A 17,533-nucleotide genomic window follows, 5' to 3' on the forward strand; every position below is an offset into this window, starting at 1 on the left:
TTCAAAGAAGAGTTACCATTCGCTTTACTTAGCCATAAAACGTTCACTTACTTAGAGTTTAGTTCAGATATGCGTGAAATATTATGTGGCTAGAAAGATCAAATTAGACTGTTAATGGCAACCTCTTGGGAACAAGGAACTGCAAACGGCGCAGACTCAACGTCCTGATTATGGCCCGTTATTTCTGCAGCGGCAACGATGACTCTATCGCGTCATTCCAGATTATTCTTCAGAGGATTGGACAAACGGATCGCATCAACAAAGCAATGGCCCATCTCTCCTAATGCCTCTAGGTCATTAGCCATCAAATAGAACTGACTGGTCTTAGCATGATTGAAACTCAAAGGTAGAGGCACAAGTTCCCCCCGTTCCACTTTGTCTTTTACCGCTTCATTCGGCAGCCACGCATAGCCGAAACCGAGACTCACCAATTGAACGGAAGTCTCTACATTGTCTACCGTCCAGCGCTGATTGGCACCCAACCAGCCATGATCAAGCTTTCGTTCGTGTCCGGAGTCCCGTACCACTATCTGGCGATAAGGAATCAGATCCTCCATCGTCAAAGACGCCCTAAGGCTGTTCAAAGCGTGCGCAGGGCTGACAACCGCCAAGAAATCGATATGATCAATTTCTTCTGAGTATCGGTCTGCAATAGGATACGCACCAATTGCTATATCAACCTCACCAAGCTTGAGTAGCTCTGTGGTACCGCTTAATGTTGATTCAAAAACGTCAATATTCGCATTTGGAAATGCATCCGACACAGCCGTCAATGCCTGATGCAATCGCTGTCTTGGAAATACCTGATCAACAGCAATGCGTACCCGTCCATCTTTAGAAGACCTAAGTCGATAAGATAACACTTCGAGCTTGTCTGCCTCGTCCAGAAGATGACTCGCTCGACGCAACACAAGTTCTCCCGCGTGTGTCAGCGTTGCTCGGCGGCCAATCATTTTAAACAGTCTAAGATCAAGACCTGACTCGAGCTTTTGAATTGCGTTATGTATCGTTGAGGGGCTTTTGTTAACTGCGTCTGCAGCTTGATTGAAACCACCGTTTTCAACAACTGCGCGGAACATACGCCATTGTTCCAGTGTGACTTTAGACATGCTTAACCTCACTCGACAACGAGAACGCAGGCTCTAGGCCGATTGAAACAATCCCATGTGGGTTACGCAACGGACTCACTGAGTGATATCCTTTACGATAAACATCCAGCTCTATAGTTTTGGCAACATTAGGAAGGCTGACCATATCTCGCAAATAACGTGACAATTGCGGGTAGTCGCGCAGTGCTCGCAAATTACATTTAAACGCAGTGAAGTAGGCGACATCAAAACGAACCAATGTTGGTAGTAAGCGCCAGTCTGCTTCCGTCACGTGTTGACCAAGTAGATAGCGACTTTCTGACAATCGCAGCTCCAGACTATCAAGCGCGGAGAACACGTTGGCAACGGCTTCATTGTATGCGGCCTGTGTACGAGCGAAACCAGCTTGGTATACCCCATTGTTGAGATTTCGATAGATGAATTCATTGAGTTCATCGACGTCTTTTTTCAGTGCATCGGGGTAAAAGTTCTGGGTATCACCGGTGATATCATTAAAAGCGCTGTTGAACATGCGAATGATATCGGCTGACTCTGTACTAACGATTTTACTTTGCTGTTTGTCCCACAGTACAGGCACAGTTACACGCCCGGTATAGTTTGAGTCGGCTTTTGAGTACAGTTGATGCAATGCAGTCAGCCCTAGAAGTGAGTCGGTAAACCTAGACTCACCCTTTGCAGTATTCGCTTCAAATACCCACCCCTCACCAGTTCTTAATGGCTTGACCAATGATAGTGACACCACCTTTTCCAGGTGCTTAACACTCCGGTAGATCAAGGTTCGATGTGCCCAGGGGCAGTTCAGCGCAGCGAATAGATGATAGCGTCCGGCTTCTGCCTTAAAGCCTCCTATCCCAGAAACGCCAGCACTGCCATCTAGTGTAACCCAGTGCCTAAACTGTGCACTATCACGTTGAAACTTCCCATTGGTCCGTTGATATTGTTGTTGCTCCAACGCTCTAAGCTCATCATCGTTGAACCATTGACCTGCGACTAGCTTTCCCATACTCACACTCCTTCTCAACTGCCAGTCAAGACAATAACTCTCGGCCATGGGGTTGTGTAAAATCGATGATTGGTCCAACAGGGATGATACGCGTTGGATTTATCGTTTCGTGGCTAGCATAGTAGTGCGCTTTAATGTAATCCAATGCCACTGTTTCTGCGACTCCGGGAGTCTGATACAGGTCGCGCAAATAGCCCCATACATGAGGATAGTCGACAATACGACGAAGATTACACTTGAAGTGGCCTACGTAAACAGCATCGAACCGAACTAAGGTGGTAAACAGTCGCCAATCCGCTTCTGTCACTTCTTTGCCAGTTAGGTATCGATGAGTTGTGAGCCTGCTTTCCAACTTATCCAGCGCTCCAAAGAGCTGTCTGACGGCTTCATCATAAGCATTTTGTGTTGTTGCAAAGCCCGCTCGATACACCCCATTGTTAATGTTAGGGTAGATAAAGTCGTTAAGTTCATCGATTTCGTGCTGCTTGTCGCTGGGATAAAAATCGACTGGTGTTGCCCCTATGTCATCAAATGCATCATTGAACATACGGATGATTTCTGCCGATTCATTGCTAACAATAGTTTGGGTTTTCTTATCCCAAAGCACCGGTACCGTGACTCTTCCGGTATAATTAGCGTCTGCTTTGGTGTAAATCTGATGCATGAACTCAGCATGATGGATTGGATCCGCAATAACCTTGTCCCCAGGTAGAAAACTCCAACCATTCTCGCCCATAAATGAATTCACAACCGACATTGATATCATTCCCTCGAGTCCCTTCAGCTTACGATAAATAATCGTACGATGCGCCCAGGGACAAGCTAGTGACACGTACAGATGATAGCGATCTGGTTCTGCTTTAAATCCACCTACCCCCGTCGGTCCGGCACTGCCATCTTTAGTTATCCAGTTTCGAAAGCTCGAAGCTTTGCGTACAAACTTGCCTCCGGTTGACTTAGTCTCGTACCAATCGTTATGCCATTGTCCGTTGATTAACTGCCCCATGATGTGGTCTCCTTTATGGTTACAAAGTGGACGTTGTTAAATCGTCCTGGTTTTCACCTTCAGTTCGATTACTTCTGACGATTGTCGAGTGAGTAAGCGCCTGCGCCTTGAGCAAACAAAATTAAGAACGCGCCTGCCAAAGAGATATTTTTCATAAAATTGGTCATTTCTGCAGGGTTACTAAAGTCGGCGTGGAACAAAATGGCAGACATCACACTAAATCCTGCTAACGCGATAGCGGCGAATTTAGTTTTCCATCCCAAAACGATGGCAAGACCGGCAATGACTTCTGTCAGAATTACGAGCGGTAAAAGTGCTCCTGGTACACCCATCATCTCCATATAACCTTGAGTTTGCTCGTATTGGCCTATTTTGCTAAAACCCGACATAACAAAAATAAGGGCGAGAAATAGACGGCCTGCTGGTGCTGATAATTGTTGTAGCTTGTTCATAGTGACACTCCTAAAGATAGTGAATTAAGTTGGTGTTGTTTCGATAAGTTCATATTAGTTGTTGACCAAATAACAATAAACATCAAAAATGGAGAATGATAGTTCTCAAAATGAGAACAATATTGAAGAGGGACAGTTGTGGGACAATTAGAGATCATCAAGATTTTCATCACGGTTGTGGAGACGGGCAGTATTACCAAAGCCGCAGAGAGACTTGGCCTTGCCAAATCAGCGGTCAGTAAAAGGCTGGCAGAGTTAGAGCAGCTATTAGCGGTGAAGCTCATCAACCGAACCACCAGAAGTTCAAGTCTGACTGAAGCAGGAGAACGCTACTACCAGAAAAGTCGCCTGATTGTTGAAGAGATGGAGGAACTCAACGCCGAGATCGCTCACTCGCAGGGCACCCTCACAGGTAACTTAAAAATAGCGGCACCGCTTTCGTTTGGGTTGCATCATTTAACACCCGCTCTGAAAGAGTTCTGCCAACGACACCCGGAGTTAAAGCTCGACCTGGAGTTTTCTGATAAAAAAATTAATCTTGTCGAAGACGGCATCGACTTAGCCCTACGCATTGGCGAGCTCACTGACTCTTCGCTGAAAGCGAAACTGATTGCCAATATAGAGCATGTTCTGTGCGCCAGCCCGGCCTATCTGGCACAACATGGCACCCCCACAACACCCGAAGACATACAACACCACCAATTTCTCAAGTACAGCCAAACACCACTTTCCGGCATCACGCTGACCGATGCTGATAATCACAGCCACCTCGCCCCCATAAAGCCACACCTTGTGGCCAATAATGGCGACTTTCTAAAAGATATGGCTACATCCGGACATGGTATTGCTTTCTTGCCCCGCTTTATTGTCTGGAAGGAGCTCCAATCTGGGGCTCTTACGTCTATCTTAGCGAACTATACTCTCAACAAGATCGGGGCGTATGTTGTCTACCCTTCAACCCGTTTTCTCCCGCGAAAAAGTCGCTTATTCATTGATTTTCTCGCAGGCTACTATGGTAGCGTCCCCTATTGGGACAGCACGCTCTCATAATATTGCGCTTTTCACCCAAGTCCCTATAAGACAAGGGACTTGGGTGGCAAGTTAAGCCACCCAATTCTCTCAACAACAAAATACTTAGTTTGCTTGAGTCAGATCTTTGTAGGCAGCGGGCACATTTAATCCAGAATGTACCCAACCAAACAACGCGTAACCGCTAAATTCAGGCATGCTCACACGCTTGACTGTTTCTTCTAATGACAATCCCTCGTTCACCGCAAGCTGAACTTGTTCTTGTACCGCTTCCAGATAATCAATATGCCATTGAATATCGGCTTTACTCATTACACTCCCGTGCCCCGGCACCACCCGAGCATCCTCAGGTAAAAAGGCATACACTTTCTTGAAAGTCTCGAGGGTGGCCAGCATATGACCATCAAGCAGCCATGGTAAAGCAGGTTTGACAGCAACAATGGCATTACCTGTCCACATTACCTTGGACTCAGGTTCCCAAACAAACAGATCGCCGCCGGTTTGAGCAAAACCAAAATCGATGATGTGTACTGTCTTATCACCCAAATCCAAAGCGATTTGGCTACCTGATTCAATTAACACATCCCCGGTGGTAGGAACGATTTCCTCAATACCACGACCCTGGCCAAAGTTATACATCATAAACTCAGTGTCGGCTTTAAAGTTGGCGTCGACATAGTCCTTGCTGTTTTGATGTTGAATGATCACAGACTGTTCAGGTAAGTACATGTTCCCATATGAATGATCGCCATGATAACTGGTGTTCACCGCATAGATTGCGGGCGACTTGCCTCCTACCTCACCGACCATACTCTGAACCTGTGCGTTCAGGCGTTTGTTGAGCATGGTATCTATAATTAACACTCCTTCAGTGCCAACCACCAGCCCCCCACTGGTTGCCACAGGAAACCCTTTAGCCTCTAATTTTTTTGCATTTGACGCATAGTAAGCGTAAACACCGTCCGCTAACGTCTCACTGACCAACTCAACCTTATTGGCGTCCCAAACGGGCTCATTAGCGACCACGCTTGCTGAAGTGACTGACAAAACACACAAATATAAACTAGTGGTAACTCTCATCTGTTCGTTCCTTTCTCTACTTGGTTCTTACAAAGGTAGAGTCCAGATGAGCAAGTCGCATTCGATGCTTTGACAGCATTTATTCGATTTTATTGGATGAGCTTATAATCCGTTGAATTATTAGGTTCAACAACCTCTAAAAAGAGCGTCATTCAGAGTGAATGAACAATACGGTATGTTACTTGCTCAATGATCTCTGAGTGAAAATAATGCTTTATCGAAGAATAGCGAGTTCTCGATGACAAACAAGATGAATGAGCTCATGCAGCCTACAACACCGAAAAGGAAACATCATGCTCCAACTAACGTTACTTTGCCCTGACTGCAACGTTGAAATCCCGCCGGAAGGGGGCAATACCTGCTCACAGTGCAAGACAAAATTTCGTAAAACGCCTTTTTGTTCTGATTGTGGTGAACAACTTGAATCATTAAAGGCTTGTGGCAATGTCAGTTATTACTGCAATAGCTGTAGAATGCAAAAGTCGCGTACCACCATAAACTGGCGTTTGCTCACCGTTTCAACCCTGTGAACCCAATTGTCTGGCACTTTCAACAAAGCAAGGAAGTGCCAGTCGATATCACAGTGGTTATTTCGATGATGACGTGATACCCCCATTGTTTTTCAGCCACTTAAGCCCCTCTCTTTTGGCTAATCCTTGCAGCTTTTCACTATCAATAAATTCCATAACCGCCTCTGGATTGGTTTTAGAGTATTCTCTGAGCACCCAACCTATCGCTTTTTGAATGAAAAACTCGTTATCACTTTTGTTTTCTCTGATCAGTGAAAACAGCAAAGGCACATCCGTGTTTTGTTTGTATTTTAATTGAAACAGTAAGGTTGTTCGCCGTAGCCACATGTTGTCCTGGCCACGCCAGCGTTCAATGAACGCCATCGTTTCGTTCGGGTATCTTAAATAGAAGCTGCCAATGATGTGAGTTGCCAGCATATCCACGGTATCCCACCACGATTTCGTGGTGATACAGCGCTGCAGGTCAGCCAGCATGGCTACTGGCAGTCTTTTTTTCAACTTAATGAGTAGATCGACTGCAACCATTTGAAACTCGCGCTGCGGCAATGACCACAACTCATCAAGCACCAATGGCAGCTCGTCTATCGCGGGTAACTGACTATGAGAAAATAAGTGCTTCATGGCCTCTCGTCTTGGCCCCGACTGAATACCATAAAACTCAAACTGTCCTCGCAAATACGACTGCATAAAACAGGCATTCTCCGAGTTTGCCAACGGAGCGAGGGCTTTTTGTGTTGCGACTACCCATTGGTGCATGTTTCTTTACCCTCCAATATCCAAAATAGACACCACCTTCACGAAAGAGAAGACCTTGCAAAGTGCGTAGCCAACTGAAAATAAACGACTAAGTGACGTAAATTGGGTTCACATCGCGTTGGATAAGCTCCCTCCTTTATCAAGGGGATAACTGCGTTTTTTTTTGAGCTCGAAGCGAGAAAAGGAGCAAAAATCATTCAGCCAATTAAGGCGGCACGCTATCATTTCTGTTGGAACTCGGGCTCTGATCTGGTGCATATCACCACTAAGGTCCCTCAGTATATGCCAGGAATCAACCGATAGCGCACGCGTCGTGCATAGTCTCGATAGCCCGGCAACTCCTCATGTAGAGTCTGGTCCTCAAGAACAGTTCGAATCACCGAGATAATAGATGCTAAGGCGGCAGGAATTAGCGCCCAGACTGAACTCAACGCGAGAACAATACCGAATAATGCGAGGATATTTCCGGCATAGCCCGGATGTCGCACAAAACGATATGGGCCACTATCACACACCACATGACCTCGCTCCGTCTGAATGCGTACCACGCTAGAGAAAAAGCGGTTCTCTGCCAATGCCCAGGCAGCGAAAGTGTACCCAATTGTGATTGAAACGAAGCCAATTCCAATAAGCCATGGCACGAACTCGGAGGACCAGTTATAGCGGTGATCTAGCCCTGCCACAATGACCATAGGAAACCCAACGCTTACCGCCATCATAGGAGCAAGCACCCTGTCCCAGGGTTTTGCGTTTTTAATACTCTCAATATTTTGTCTTTCTGCTGTTAATCCAGGATGTCGTTGCTCCGCCCACATGCGTCCACCGAGACCAGTGGCCAAAATCAGAGTCGAATATAACCAGGCTTGCCACCAACTGAGGTCCCCACCGCAGATAACTAAAATCAGCGGGATTAAGAGGTACACCACAACTAATCTGAGGCGCTGACGAGGGGAGACTGTCTGAGTTGCCTGTTCATTAGCCTTTGCTGACATGTCATTCCCCGAATTGAAATGGATTTGAATGTGTACTTAACGCTGCGCTCAAGCGTAACCAACCAGAGCGGCATTGATCGGCACCAAACTCTGTATCACACTGATAGATTAGACCTTAAATCAACAAAATACATAGTGAAGACCTCCCATCATTATTGGGGTTGATATAACGCATCTTTAGCAACAACTTAAATGAGTCCGCACTCTCTGATAAACCGCCATAAAATAACAAGGCACCAAGAACCACTGATAGATTTCTTGATACCTTGTTTCGTCAAAACAGCACCCTTAAACGTTTCGATTAGAATAAGACGCCTTAAAAGCTCATTTCAGACTTTATTTTCTCAACCCAATGCGCAATGCGCTCGTCTGTAAGACTGGCTTGGTTGTCTTTATCAATAACCAAACCCACAAACTCATCTTCTTCTAATGCGGTTGAATCATTAAACTCGTAACCCATCGAAGGCCAGCGACCCACCACCTCGGCTCCTGCTTCTACAACTAAGTCATAAAGCTCCCCTAGACCATCCACGAATTCATCAGGATAGTTCACTTGGTCCCCTAAACCGAACAGCGCCACTGTCTTACCGCTAAGGTCAAGCTCATCAAAGTTGGGTCTGAACTCTTCCCAACTCTCTTCATTACACTCTGCAGCAAGTCCTGGTAATAAGCCCTCTCCATAGGTCGGCGTTCCCAAAATCAGGTAGTCATATTTTTCAAAAGCGCTTGCATCACATCGGTTAATATTAACAGGCTTATCTGCGACGCCTTCCCCCAATTGCTTGTGGATGAGTTTTGCCACCTTACGTGTGCTTCCTGTATCTGTACCAAAAAAAATTCCCACACTAACCATTATGCTCTCCTTAACCTTAAGTGTTCACTATTGGAACTGCAATCCCCATTCCATATCTATCCTTCTGTTTTAAAAGGAATTAAAAAAACAACACCACTGATAAAAAGTGACATATTGTCCGAAACCTAACAATTAGTCTTGATCGTCTTCGGCTTCCCATATTAATGGCCGATAAATCTCAACACGGTCGCCTTCATTAATTGCAGCTTCTAACGATGAAGTTTTTCCAAACACGCCAACTTTCTGTTGCTCAAGATCAATAGATGGGAACATGGATAAGATTCGAGATTCATGAATAGCAGACATGATGGTAGCACCTGGTTCAACCTCAACGGGTAGCCAAACTTGCTCATTCTCTAGCGCATAAACAACACTCACTTTCATACATTACCTCCAGCGACAACATCATCCGCTCGCTGTCGTTCTTTATCCATTAGAGTAAGTTTTTGCTTTATTCCAAGCATCACGCCCAAAATTAAGAAACCGCCAGGGGGTAAAATCACTAACAGAACACCACGATAGTCAGGTATGACGGTCATTTCTAAAAAGGCAAAATGTTCGCCTAGCAGTAGACTCGCATTGCTAAATAAAGTGCCACTGCCAATCACCTCCCTCAATCCTCCCAGAGCCACCAGTACCCAAGTAAAACCAAGTCCCATGGACAGTCCATCGACACAGGAAGGCAATACCGGATTTCTACTAGCAAATGACTCCACACGTCCCAAAATAGCGCAGTTGGTCACTATAAGGGGGATAAACAATCCTAAGACTTTATGCAGAGGATGAAGCCAGGCATTGAGGATCGCGTCGATCATTGTCACCAAGGTCGCAATAATGATGATATTTACGGGAATTCTCACTGCTTTGCTGATAATGACTTTCGCCATAGAAACAAGAACATTGGCCGCTACCATGACGGCGGTGGTCGCCAGGCCCAGCCCCAACCCATTGGTCGCACTACTGGTGACGGCGAGCAAGGGGCATAGCGCTAGCGACTGGCCGATGACTATATTGTTGTTCCACATACCTTGACTGATTATCGTGCGGTAATTACTCATTATCTATCTCCAGACGCAATCCTTTCAGTGCGTTATGCACCCCCTTCACCACCGCACGAGGAGTGATGGTCGCCCCACTAAACTGGTCAAATTCACCGCCGTCCTTCGTCACCTTCCAACCCTGAGTATTCGATAACGATCGGCCGTTGAAACTGAGCACCCAATCACTTTTCGCTCGCTCTATCTTGTCGCCTAAACCCGGCGTCTCGGTATGGCTAATAATGCGAACCCCGCTGATCTGCTGAGCTAAATTCACCCCCACGAGGAACTGTATTTTGCCGGAATAGCCTTCCTGTTCTCCTTTGATGACATAACTGATGATATTCCCTTTTGAATCTCTCACTATAAAATAGTGATACTCATTTCCTTCAATAGAGAAGGCTTGACCTTCAGCAAACACCTGATTTGAAAACGGTTGTCCATTTAGAATCTCCTCTAACAGCGCATTTTGGTCTTCCTGTATACGAACCTCAATGATGGGTTGAGTAACGTATTTCATGCCCACAAGCAAAAGTGCAGCTAAAGTACAACTCAATGCCAATAGCCCACTTTGATAGGACACTTTCTGTTTCCAATTTTCCAATGACAAGTCCATCTCAGCACTCCTTAGCCGCCTTGCTACCAAACACATTCGGCCTCAAGTAATGATCAATCAACGGTACTGTCGCGTTCATAACGAGTACTGCAAACGCCACCCCCTCTGGATAACTACCGAAGCTGCGGATAGTCCAAATCAGTAGGCCACATCCCGTTCCATAGACAAGCTGCCCTCTGATGCTGGTCGGTGATGTCACCAAATCCGTCGCAATATAAAAAGCCGCTAGCATTGTTGCACCAGCAAAAAGGTGGGTGTGAATTGAAAGAAACTCATTTGGGAATAACCAATGGCTTATTAATGCGGGTACCGCAACTCCAAGTAACAATGAACATGGTATTGCCCAATGAATCAAACGCTTATAAAGAAGGTATCCGCCACCAATTAACACTAGAAATGCGCTGGTTTCTCCTAAACTGCCAGCCTGTGTGCCAAAAAACAGAGCACTGAACTCTACTTGCTGCATCACCTCTGCGCTCAATGCCGTCGCGGCTGTCACACCATCAAACTCAAGCCAGAGCGAAGGTACGATGACTAAGTTGTTGCTAAAATCAATCGGTGAGGGCGCAGACCAGGCAGTCATTTCGATAGGGAAGCAGATGAGTAACATCACTCGTGCTAACATAGCCGGATTGAAGAGGTTCTGCCCGAGTCCGCCAAATATCTGCTTACCTACAAGAATCGCGAAACTGCTACCTAATACCCCAACCCAGAGCGGTGCCGTCGGGGGTAAGCTCATGGCCAGTAACATTGCAGTAAGCAAGGCTGAACCATCAAAGCAGGCTCTTGGGCTTCTCGCCATTACCCTTAAACACATGGCTTCAACCATGACCGCTGTTACCGCGCAGGTCAGTAATAAATGCAAAGCATTTAGGCCAAACTGATAAATACCAAAACCCAATGGTGGAACCAACGTAAAACACACGATATACATGATTCGCACACTGGAGTTTTCACTGTGTGAGAATGGCGCTGAACTCAGCTCATAGTTAATCATTTGCCACCTCCTCTGTGGACTTGGTACGGGGTGCTCTCGCTCTTTTTTTGCGACTGGCTGCTTTCGCGGCTTTGGCTGCTTTCTTCACTGCAAGCTCGGCCGCCAGACGCCCTTTTCTCGCTTCCGTCAACGCTTTTGCCTGAGCCGATTTTTTCGCTATTAGCTCGGTGGCTTTTATTGCCCCTTTAGCATGCTGAAAATACTGAACCAATGGGATGGAGGAAGGGCACACATAACTGCAAGCCCCACAAGATAGGCAGTGTTCTACCCCTAGCTGCTGCGCTTGCTTGAATTCTGACTGACGAGTTTGGGCCGCCATTTGAAATGGCATCAACCCCATCGGACATGCACGTACACATTGGCCGCAGCGAATGCACTCTTGCTGTTCTCTCGGTTGAACTTCGTCTTCCGACAAAGCCAAAATACCACCGACGGTTTTGTCAATGGGAACTTGTGGTGACGTCACTACTTGCCCCATCATAGGGCCACCAAACACAAGACGCTCCGTGTTCTCTGTAACCCCACCACAGTGAGCAATGATATCCCTTACTGGCGTCCCTATTGGCACTACAACGTTTTGCGCCGACTCAATACCTTTACCAGACACGGTCACAATTCGAGAAACTAAAGGGTGCCCGTAGGCAACTGCATGAAAAACTGCCTGAGCCGTCGCAATGTTATTGACCAAGATACCGACTGATGTAGACAGTGAACCCAAAGGAATCGTCACGCCGGTAACGGTTTTGATGAGGTGTCTTTCAGACCCCATGGGATATATAGATGGCACCATCATCACGCAAATGTTGTCATCTTCCGAACTCGCCGATCGCATGCGTTCAAACGCCAATGCTTTATTGTCCTCAATGCCGACAATAGCCTTCTTTGCACCACTGGCCATGAGCATCAGCCGAACACCCGCAATCACCTCAACAGCATGTTCCTGCATCGTTAAGTCATCACATGTCAGATACGGCTCACACTCACCACCATTAATGACCAGAGTATGAACCTTAGCCTGACGAGCAAACTTCAGTTTTGCTGCGGTCGGAAAGCCTGCGCCTCCCAGTCCAACGATACCCGCGCGATCTATGATATCGATAACTTGCTCTGGTGAGTGGCCGTAGATATTGCCTTTATGCTTTGTGGTTCCCCAAGTCCGATCTTGGTTAGCACGAATGACTATCGTTTTGGCCTTTACCTTGGAAGGGTGAGCCGTAAGATAATCGGTAAGGTCAGTGACTATGCCGTTAACTGGCGCATGCAGCGGCGCGATCATAGCTGTACGTCCGACAGCGACAATCTGACCTCGCATCACCTTTTCCCCAACAGCGACCAGCGGCTCCAACATTGCCCCGTTGCGCTGTTGTAAACTTAAATACACGGCCTTTGGCCAGAAGTCCTTTGCAATGGCTTTGTTGTTCGTTAATGATTTGTACGCCTTGGGGTGAATCCCCCCTTTAAACGGGGCAGTGAAATTTATCCGCATATTTGCTCCTTCAAGTTAATCAGCCTGCTTTGTTTATCACTGCTGGCTTGGGCCAGAACCACGCAGACATATCGGGCACCGTAGGCTCCACAGTTAAACAGTCTTGAGGACAAACTTGCGAACACAGTTTACAACCTGTGCAGACATCCTTAATCACGGTGTGTATCTGTCTATTTGCACCAACAATGGCGTCAAACGGGCAAGCTTTGTAACAGCGCGTGCACCCCGAACAACGTCTTTCGTCAATGCGAGCGATCCACACTTTTTCATCATCACTAAGCTCAACACTCACGCCAAGCATTTCGGCGACGGCTGCCGATAACGCAGCACCACCTGGTGGACAGGATGTGGGTGCAAGTTCTCCCCGAACCATAGCTTCAGCAGCTTGGCGACATCCAGGCTCTCCACACTGACCACACTGACCACCGGGCATAAGAGCTTCGACCTGATCAACCAATGGATTAGACTCCACTTTGAACAATTTTGACGCGTAGCCCAAAATCAGTCCAAGTAGACCTCCTAGTACAAAAAAAACAATCACGGAAATCATCACTCACTCTCCTTCTAAACCATGCCTGCAAAACCCATAAAGGCCATAGAGAGCAAGCCAGCAGTAATGAAAGCGATAGGAGAGCCTTGTAATGCGGCAGGGACACGGTTGAGTGCGAGCTGGCTTCGTAAACCTGCAAATAGGACGATCACTATGGTAAATCCGACTGCGGAACCGATGGTAAACATCAAGGTGCTGAAGAAAGAAAGGCCATCTTGAACGGCAAGTAAAGCGACCCCCAAAACCGCGCAATTAGTGGTGATGAGCGGTAGGAATACGCCCAGAGATTGATAGAGGACAGGGTCTTGCTTTTTCACATACAACTCGGTTAGCTGTACTACTGATGCGATGAGTAGAATAAAAGCAATGATGCGCAAAAACTCCATCCCCAAAGGAGATAGCACAAAGTGGTCTAATAGCCAGGTACTCAGAGTGGCTATAGTGAACACAAATGTCGTCGCAATCCCCATCCCTAATGCACTACTGATTTTGTTTGATACACCCATGAAGGGGCACAATCCCAAAAATTTGGTCAAGACGACATTATTTACAAATGCCGCACCAATAAAGATTAATAATCCCTCAGACATTTTACGTCCCTATTTTACGCCTCAATATCTGGAGTATTTGCACAGCTCATGCCAAACAAGTGATGCACTCTGAAAGTTCAATCAGCCCCATGAGTTACGGTATTGTGGGCGTAGCTCCCTGTTTTCGCGTCAATTGGAAATTTGTAGCAAACCTGACAAAGCTGTTCGAGTTGTTAATAGTTTGTCCAAAATCAAACAAACCCTGTTCTTTTAAGCGTTGAATTCCTTTACATAAGTTATTGGAATGGTTAATGCATTGGTGTCCATAAGAGGCTATACAAGGACTAAGTTATGATACCAATAGAACATTCGAATTTGACCGATGCATCAGAAGCGGTGTCAATGGGAACGTCATCATTGTTTGGTACTGCTATTTTCAAACATATAGTGCTAAACGCACCGATAGCAGTGGCCATTACAGACAGCTCAGGCAATATGTGCGAGGTCAATGACTGCTTTGTCGCAATAACCGGCTTCACCCGAAAAGAGCTTGTTGGTAATAATTGTTCGATGCTCTCTTACCAAACCACGCCAAAAGAAGTTTATGTGGAACTGTGGAATACCATACGTGGCGGTGATACATGGGAAGGGACTCTGGTTAACCGAAGAAAAGATGGCAGTCTCTATATTGCAGACCTTTCGATAACCCCATTCAAAACTGAGTGTGGTCAAACCTTTTACTACACCACACAAAAAGACATTACCGAGCAACATAGACTGAAGATAGAGCAAAAAAACCAAGCTGCACTATTTGAACAAGTTCTCAGCTCTGCTCCGCTGTCAATAGGAATAATAGATTCGCAAGACCGGCTTATTTTCTCGAACGACAACTATGGTAAGTTGACGCGATCACTCAGTATCGATCCGTTGGTGAAACTTTCCGAACAACTGGATAACCAGTATGGGGAGCCTTCGATAACTCAGTATCTAGCCCAAAACCAATCTAAAAGCGAAACACTGTGTCTTGGTGAAAGCAGGGCTGTTGATGAGAAATGGCTCGAATGTATCCTTAAAAAAGTTCCATATAGCGACATCGCCACAGAAGCCTACTTCGATACCAATCACGGCTACTGCACGATCGTTGGGATTATTGATAGGACCAAAGAAAAAAGGGAAATCGAAGAAAAGCGCATTAATACCATCGCTCACATTACCAGTGACAACAAGTATGTCCATACCTTACAAGAAGTGATGATGGGAATGCTGCATCAACTCCAGGGTCCGTTAAATATGATTGAGTCTGCCACCACCATATTGAAGCAGAATAATCATGCTTGCCCAGGTCTAAAAGCAATGGATAATGCTTTGGAGTCCGCTCAAACTGCTCTGCTGGAAATAAAGCAAGCCATTCCAGAGCGGCACCCAGAAGCGCTTCAACCCGTGAACATCAACCAACTGCTGGCTGATTCCATCGCAATTAATACCAAGCTACTCATCAAGTCATCTACCGAAGTTACCCTAAATCTAACCTCGGATCTGTCACACATTGCGGGTAAGCCCTATCGACTACTGTTAGCCTTTGATCAGCTAATCGGAAATGCAATCGATGCGATCCAACATGCCAAACATTTCAATGGCCAGCTATTTATCTCCACTGAGCAATACAATGATGAGGTGATCGTATCGGTCGAAGACAATGGCTGCGGTATTCCCTCAAATATGCGACATAAAGTATTCCAGCCTTTCTATAGCACCAAGCCCGCTATCGAAAGTGGTTGTCACGGTATTGGATTAACCATAGTTCAGCAAGTCGTCAATGAACATTCCGCATCGCTCGACGTTTCCTCGCGCCGTCACTCTAGCGGGACAATATTCAGACTCATTTTCCCAAAGTTGAATTAAGGAGATATGCCAATGAATAACATACATTCGATTGCACAAATGGAACACCTTCTTCTGAATTCAATGTACGAGATCAGTCGAGAACTCAACAGTAGCCTGAATTACTGTGAATCAACCAGTCGAGTACTACGCATACTTCATGAAGAATGCGGTTTACTATGTGGGGTGCTCGCTATTAAAGACTTAGAACGAAACATCATGCTGGTAAAATCTGTCCACTCGCCCTACAGTGATGATGCGCTCGACACCAACGTAAGTTATAAAGCAGGGGAAGGCGTCATCGGTGAGTTCTTGCTTCAAAACTCGACCATCGTTATTCGTGACCTCAGTAAAGATATGCGTTTTGCAAATAAACTTGCTCTCTATGACTACACCAAGCCATTTATCTGTGTGCCATTAAAAGACTCCTCAAACCACACAATTGGAGCGCTCTCTGCCCAACCTTTATATAGCTCAGATGACTACATTTCCGTTTTGTGCCGATTTCTCGAAATGATCGCGAGCTTAATAGCGAAGAATGTGTTGCTTGCACACCAGGTAGAGAACAAACAGGTACAACTACTGAAAGAGCGTGATGGACTGCGCAGAAAGATTCGCAACAACTATAGCTTTGACAATTTAGTGGGTCATACCCAAGCCATGCGTCAAATCTTTGAGCAAGTTCGGTTAGTTTCCAAATGGGACTCCACCGTTCTGTTACGCGGTGAGTCAGGGACAGGTAAAGAAGTCATCGCCAACGCTATCCATTACAATTCATCTCGATCAAACAACACCTTTGTGAAGCTGAACTGCGCTGCCCTACCCGACAACCTTTTGGAATCTGAGTTATTTGGTCACGAAAAAGGCGCATTCACTGGTGCTGTTAAACAGCGTAAGGGGCGGTTTGAAATGGCTCACAATGGGACGATATTCCTTGATGAGATAGGGGAAACCAGCCCCGCATTTCAAGCCAAGCTATTGCGTGTAATCCAGGAGCAAGAATTCGAGCGTGTGGGTGGTACCGATACTATTTCGGTAGACGTTAGGATTATTGCCGCCACCAACCGTAATCTAGAAGCTGAGGTAGCAAACGACAGCTTCCGAGAAGATCTCTACTATCGCCTTAACGTCATGCCCATGCAATTACCACCGTTACGAGAACGACTTCCAGACATCCCAGACCTGGTTGAATTTATGATAAACAATCTAAGCAAAAAGCAAAAACGTAAGCTTTCGATCACCGATGCTGCGCTTCGGGTACTCATGTCCCATTCCTGGCCAGGCAATGTTCGCGAGCTTCAAAATACTATTGAGCGCGCAGCGATACTGACGGAGTCAGGTGTCATCGAGCAAAATGTGATCTTATTCCCCGATAAGCCATCCATGGTAATGCCGCTCAGCGGGCAACTAAACAAACAACACCAAGAGCGACCTAAACCGATAGCTGAAGTTGGGAGGTTTACCCCTTCCGATGAACGTCAAGCCGTCATTGATGCTCTAGAGCAAACAGGCTGGGTAAAAGCCAAAGCGGCTCGATTGTTGAACATGACACCGCGACAAATCGCCTATCGAATCCAAATTATGAACATCGATATGAAGCAGTTGTGAGGCATTGTCAGGTTTAGA

At 46.2% G+C, this 17,533-nt stretch carries 19 protein-coding genes; 4 read left to right on the forward strand and 15 right to left on the reverse strand.

What is annotated here, in order from left to right; translation table 11 throughout:
- Positions 1-212: 212 nt before the first annotated feature.
- The 4 genes from C4S60_RS02930 to C4S60_RS02945 all read right to left on the reverse strand — a co-directional run bounded on the left by C4S60_RS02930 (position 213) and on the right by C4S60_RS02945 (position 3,570).
- Positions 213-1,109 carry a LysR family transcriptional regulator gene (locus C4S60_RS02930; protein ID WP_103878827.1) on the reverse strand — a complete coding sequence of 299 codons (897 nt, stop codon included), beginning with the start codon at positions 1,107-1,109 and terminating at the stop codon, positions 213-215.
- Positions 1,102-2,112, reverse strand: a complete 1,011-nt coding sequence (locus tag C4S60_RS02935; protein WP_103878828.1) for a glutathione S-transferase family protein — start codon at positions 2,110-2,112, stop codon at positions 1,102-1,104. The genes C4S60_RS02930 and C4S60_RS02935 overlap by 8 nt, the downstream gene beginning before the upstream one ends.
- 25 nt (positions 2,113-2,137) lie before the next feature.
- Positions 2,138-3,118 carry a glutathione S-transferase family protein gene (locus C4S60_RS02940; RefSeq protein WP_103878829.1) on the reverse strand — a complete coding sequence of 327 codons (981 nt, stop codon included), beginning with the start codon at positions 3,116-3,118 and terminating at the stop codon, positions 2,138-2,140.
- 68 nt (positions 3,119-3,186) lie between these two features.
- Positions 3,187-3,570, reverse strand: a complete 384-nt coding sequence (locus C4S60_RS02945; RefSeq protein WP_103878830.1) for a DoxX family protein — start codon at positions 3,568-3,570, stop codon at positions 3,187-3,189.
- A gap of 138 nt (positions 3,571-3,708) precedes the next feature.
- Between C4S60_RS02945 and C4S60_RS02950 the strand changes: the two genes are divergently transcribed.
- The gene (locus C4S60_RS02950; RefSeq protein ID WP_103878831.1) at positions 3,709-4,620 is read left to right on the forward strand and encodes a LysR family transcriptional regulator; all 912 of its coding nucleotides are present in this window, start codon (positions 3,709-3,711) and stop codon (positions 4,618-4,620) included.
- Positions 4,621-4,704: 84 nt separating this feature from the next.
- Here the strand turns inward: C4S60_RS02950 and C4S60_RS02955 are convergent, their stop codons facing one another.
- Positions 4,705-5,679 carry an MBL fold metallo-hydrolase gene (locus C4S60_RS02955; protein ID WP_103878832.1) on the reverse strand — a complete coding sequence of 325 codons (975 nt, stop codon included), beginning with the start codon at positions 5,677-5,679 and terminating at the stop codon, positions 4,705-4,707.
- A 293-nt stretch (positions 5,680-5,972) separates the two neighbouring features.
- On the opposite strand from C4S60_RS02955, the gene C4S60_RS23930 reads away from it, so the two are divergent.
- A complete protein-coding gene (locus C4S60_RS23930) occupies positions 5,973-6,209 on the forward strand; it encodes a YfgJ family double zinc ribbon protein (RefSeq protein WP_160111325.1) in 237 nt (78 codons plus the stop codon).
- A 57-nt stretch (positions 6,210-6,266) separates the two neighbouring features.
- On the opposite strand, the gene C4S60_RS02965 is transcribed toward C4S60_RS23930, so the two are convergent.
- The 10 genes from C4S60_RS02965 to rsxA form a co-directional block, all read right to left on the reverse strand.
- Entirely contained in the window at positions 6,267-6,965 is a 699-nt protein-coding gene (locus C4S60_RS02965) for a DNA alkylation repair protein (RefSeq protein ID WP_103878834.1), read from the reverse strand.
- Between the two features lie 275 nt (positions 6,966-7,240).
- Positions 7,241-7,957, reverse strand: a complete 717-nt coding sequence (locus tag C4S60_RS02970) for a methyltransferase family protein (protein WP_103878835.1) — start codon at positions 7,955-7,957, stop codon at positions 7,241-7,243.
- Positions 7,958-8,273: 316 nt separating this feature from the next.
- Positions 8,274-8,810 (reverse strand): flavodoxin, encoded by a 537-nt coding sequence (locus C4S60_RS02975; RefSeq protein WP_103878836.1) that lies wholly within the window; start codon positions 8,808-8,810, stop codon positions 8,274-8,276.
- A 132-nt stretch (positions 8,811-8,942) separates the two neighbouring features.
- On the reverse strand, positions 8,943-9,194 hold the full coding sequence (locus C4S60_RS02980) for an RnfH family protein (protein WP_103878837.1): 252 nt from the start codon (positions 9,192-9,194) through the stop codon (positions 8,943-8,945).
- Entirely contained in the window at positions 9,191-9,868 is a 678-nt protein-coding gene (locus C4S60_RS02985) for an electron transport complex subunit E (RefSeq protein WP_103878838.1), read from the reverse strand. Before C4S60_RS02985 ends, C4S60_RS02980 begins: the two co-directional genes overlap by 4 nt.
- Positions 9,861-10,463: an RnfABCDGE type electron transport complex subunit G gene (locus C4S60_RS02990; RefSeq protein ID WP_103878839.1), complete on the reverse strand. Its 603-nt coding sequence runs from the start codon at positions 10,461-10,463 to the stop codon at positions 9,861-9,863. The genes C4S60_RS02985 and C4S60_RS02990 overlap by 8 nt, the downstream gene beginning before the upstream one ends.
- Before the next feature lies 1 nt (position 10,464).
- On the reverse strand, positions 10,465-11,460 hold the full coding sequence (locus C4S60_RS02995; RefSeq protein ID WP_103878840.1) for an RnfABCDGE type electron transport complex subunit D: 996 nt from the start codon (positions 11,458-11,460) through the stop codon (positions 10,465-10,467).
- Positions 11,453-12,946: an electron transport complex subunit RsxC gene (rsxC, locus tag C4S60_RS03000; protein WP_103878841.1), complete on the reverse strand. Its 1,494-nt coding sequence runs from the start codon at positions 12,944-12,946 to the stop codon at positions 11,453-11,455. Before rsxC ends, C4S60_RS02995 begins: the two co-directional genes overlap by 8 nt.
- Positions 12,947-12,965: 19 nt before the next feature.
- Positions 12,966-13,496 (reverse strand): RnfABCDGE type electron transport complex subunit B, encoded by a 531-nt coding sequence (locus C4S60_RS03005; RefSeq protein WP_103878842.1) that lies wholly within the window; start codon positions 13,494-13,496, stop codon positions 12,966-12,968.
- A 14-nt stretch (positions 13,497-13,510) separates the two neighbouring features.
- Positions 13,511-14,086 carry an electron transport complex subunit RsxA gene (rsxA, locus tag C4S60_RS03010; protein ID WP_103878843.1) on the reverse strand — a complete coding sequence of 192 codons (576 nt, stop codon included), beginning with the start codon at positions 14,084-14,086 and terminating at the stop codon, positions 13,511-13,513.
- A 291-nt stretch (positions 14,087-14,377) separates the two neighbouring features.
- On the opposite strand from rsxA, the gene nifL reads away from it, so the two are divergent.
- Together nifL and nifA are read left to right on the forward strand one after the other, a co-directional pair.
- Positions 14,378-15,928 carry a nitrogen fixation negative regulator NifL gene (nifL, locus tag C4S60_RS03015; RefSeq protein ID WP_103878844.1) on the forward strand — a complete coding sequence of 517 codons (1,551 nt, stop codon included), beginning with the start codon at positions 14,378-14,380 and terminating at the stop codon, positions 15,926-15,928.
- A gap of 12 nt (positions 15,929-15,940) precedes the next feature.
- Positions 15,941-17,515 (forward strand): nif-specific transcriptional activator NifA, encoded by a 1,575-nt coding sequence (gene nifA / locus C4S60_RS03020; RefSeq protein WP_103878845.1) that lies wholly within the window; start codon positions 15,941-15,943, stop codon positions 17,513-17,515.
- Positions 17,516-17,533: the final 18 nt, after the last annotated feature.

This window comes from Vibrio hangzhouensis (assembly GCF_900107935.1).
GTDB lineage: Bacteria > Pseudomonadota > Gammaproteobacteria > Enterobacterales > Vibrionaceae > Vibrio > Vibrio hangzhouensis.

What these genes read in the sequence shown, in the direction of transcription:
- C4S60_RS02995 (WP_103878840.1), bottom strand. Translation starts at nt 11,460, where the DNA reads ATGATTAACTATGAGCTGAGTTCAGCGCCATTCTCACACAGTGAAAAC.
- C4S60_RS03005 (WP_103878842.1), bottom strand. Translation starts at nt 13,496, where the DNA reads ATGATTTCCGTGATTGTTTTTTTTGTACTAGGAGGTCTACTTGGACTG.
- C4S60_RS02945 (WP_103878830.1), bottom strand. Translation starts at nt 3,570, where the DNA reads ATGAACAAGCTACAACAATTATCAGCACCAGCAGGCCGTCTATTTCTC.
- C4S60_RS02930 (WP_103878827.1), bottom strand. Translation starts at nt 1,109, where the DNA reads ATGTCTAAAGTCACACTGGAACAATGGCGTATGTTCCGCGCAGTTGTT.
- C4S60_RS02940 (WP_103878829.1), bottom strand. Translation starts at nt 3,118, where the DNA reads ATGGGGCAGTTAATCAACGGACAATGGCATAACGATTGGTACGAGACT.
- C4S60_RS02990 (WP_103878839.1), bottom strand. Translation starts at nt 10,463, where the DNA reads ATGGACTTGTCATTGGAAAATTGGAAACAGAAAGTGTCCTATCAAAGT.
- C4S60_RS02985 (WP_103878838.1), bottom strand. Translation starts at nt 9,868, where the DNA reads ATGAGTAATTACCGCACGATAATCAGTCAAGGTATGTGGAACAACAAT.
- C4S60_RS02955 (WP_103878832.1), bottom strand. Translation starts at nt 5,679, where the DNA reads ATGAGAGTTACCACTAGTTTATATTTGTGTGTTTTGTCAGTCACTTCA.
- rsxA (WP_103878843.1), bottom strand. Translation starts at nt 14,086, where the DNA reads ATGTCTGAGGGATTATTAATCTTTATTGGTGCGGCATTTGTAAATAAT.
- C4S60_RS23930 (WP_160111325.1), top strand. Translation starts at nt 5,973, where the DNA reads ATGCTCCAACTAACGTTACTTTGCCCTGACTGCAACGTTGAAATCCCG.
- C4S60_RS02935 (WP_103878828.1), bottom strand. Translation starts at nt 2,112, where the DNA reads ATGGGAAAGCTAGTCGCAGGTCAATGGTTCAACGATGATGAGCTTAGA.
- C4S60_RS02975 (WP_103878836.1), bottom strand. Translation starts at nt 8,810, where the DNA reads ATGGTTAGTGTGGGAATTTTTTTTGGTACAGATACAGGAAGCACACGT.
- C4S60_RS02970 (WP_103878835.1), bottom strand. Translation starts at nt 7,957, where the DNA reads ATGTCAGCAAAGGCTAATGAACAGGCAACTCAGACAGTCTCCCCTCGT.
- C4S60_RS02980 (WP_103878837.1), bottom strand. Translation starts at nt 9,194, where the DNA reads ATGAAAGTGAGTGTTGTTTATGCGCTAGAGAATGAGCAAGTTTGGCTA.
- nifA (WP_103878845.1), top strand. Translation starts at nt 15,941, where the DNA reads ATGAATAACATACATTCGATTGCACAAATGGAACACCTTCTTCTGAAT.
- rsxC (WP_103878841.1), bottom strand. Translation starts at nt 12,946, where the DNA reads ATGCGGATAAATTTCACTGCCCCGTTTAAAGGGGGGATTCACCCCAAG.
- C4S60_RS02965 (WP_103878834.1), bottom strand. Translation starts at nt 6,965, where the DNA reads ATGCACCAATGGGTAGTCGCAACACAAAAAGCCCTCGCTCCGTTGGCA.
- nifL (WP_103878844.1), top strand. Translation starts at nt 14,378, where the DNA reads ATGATACCAATAGAACATTCGAATTTGACCGATGCATCAGAAGCGGTG.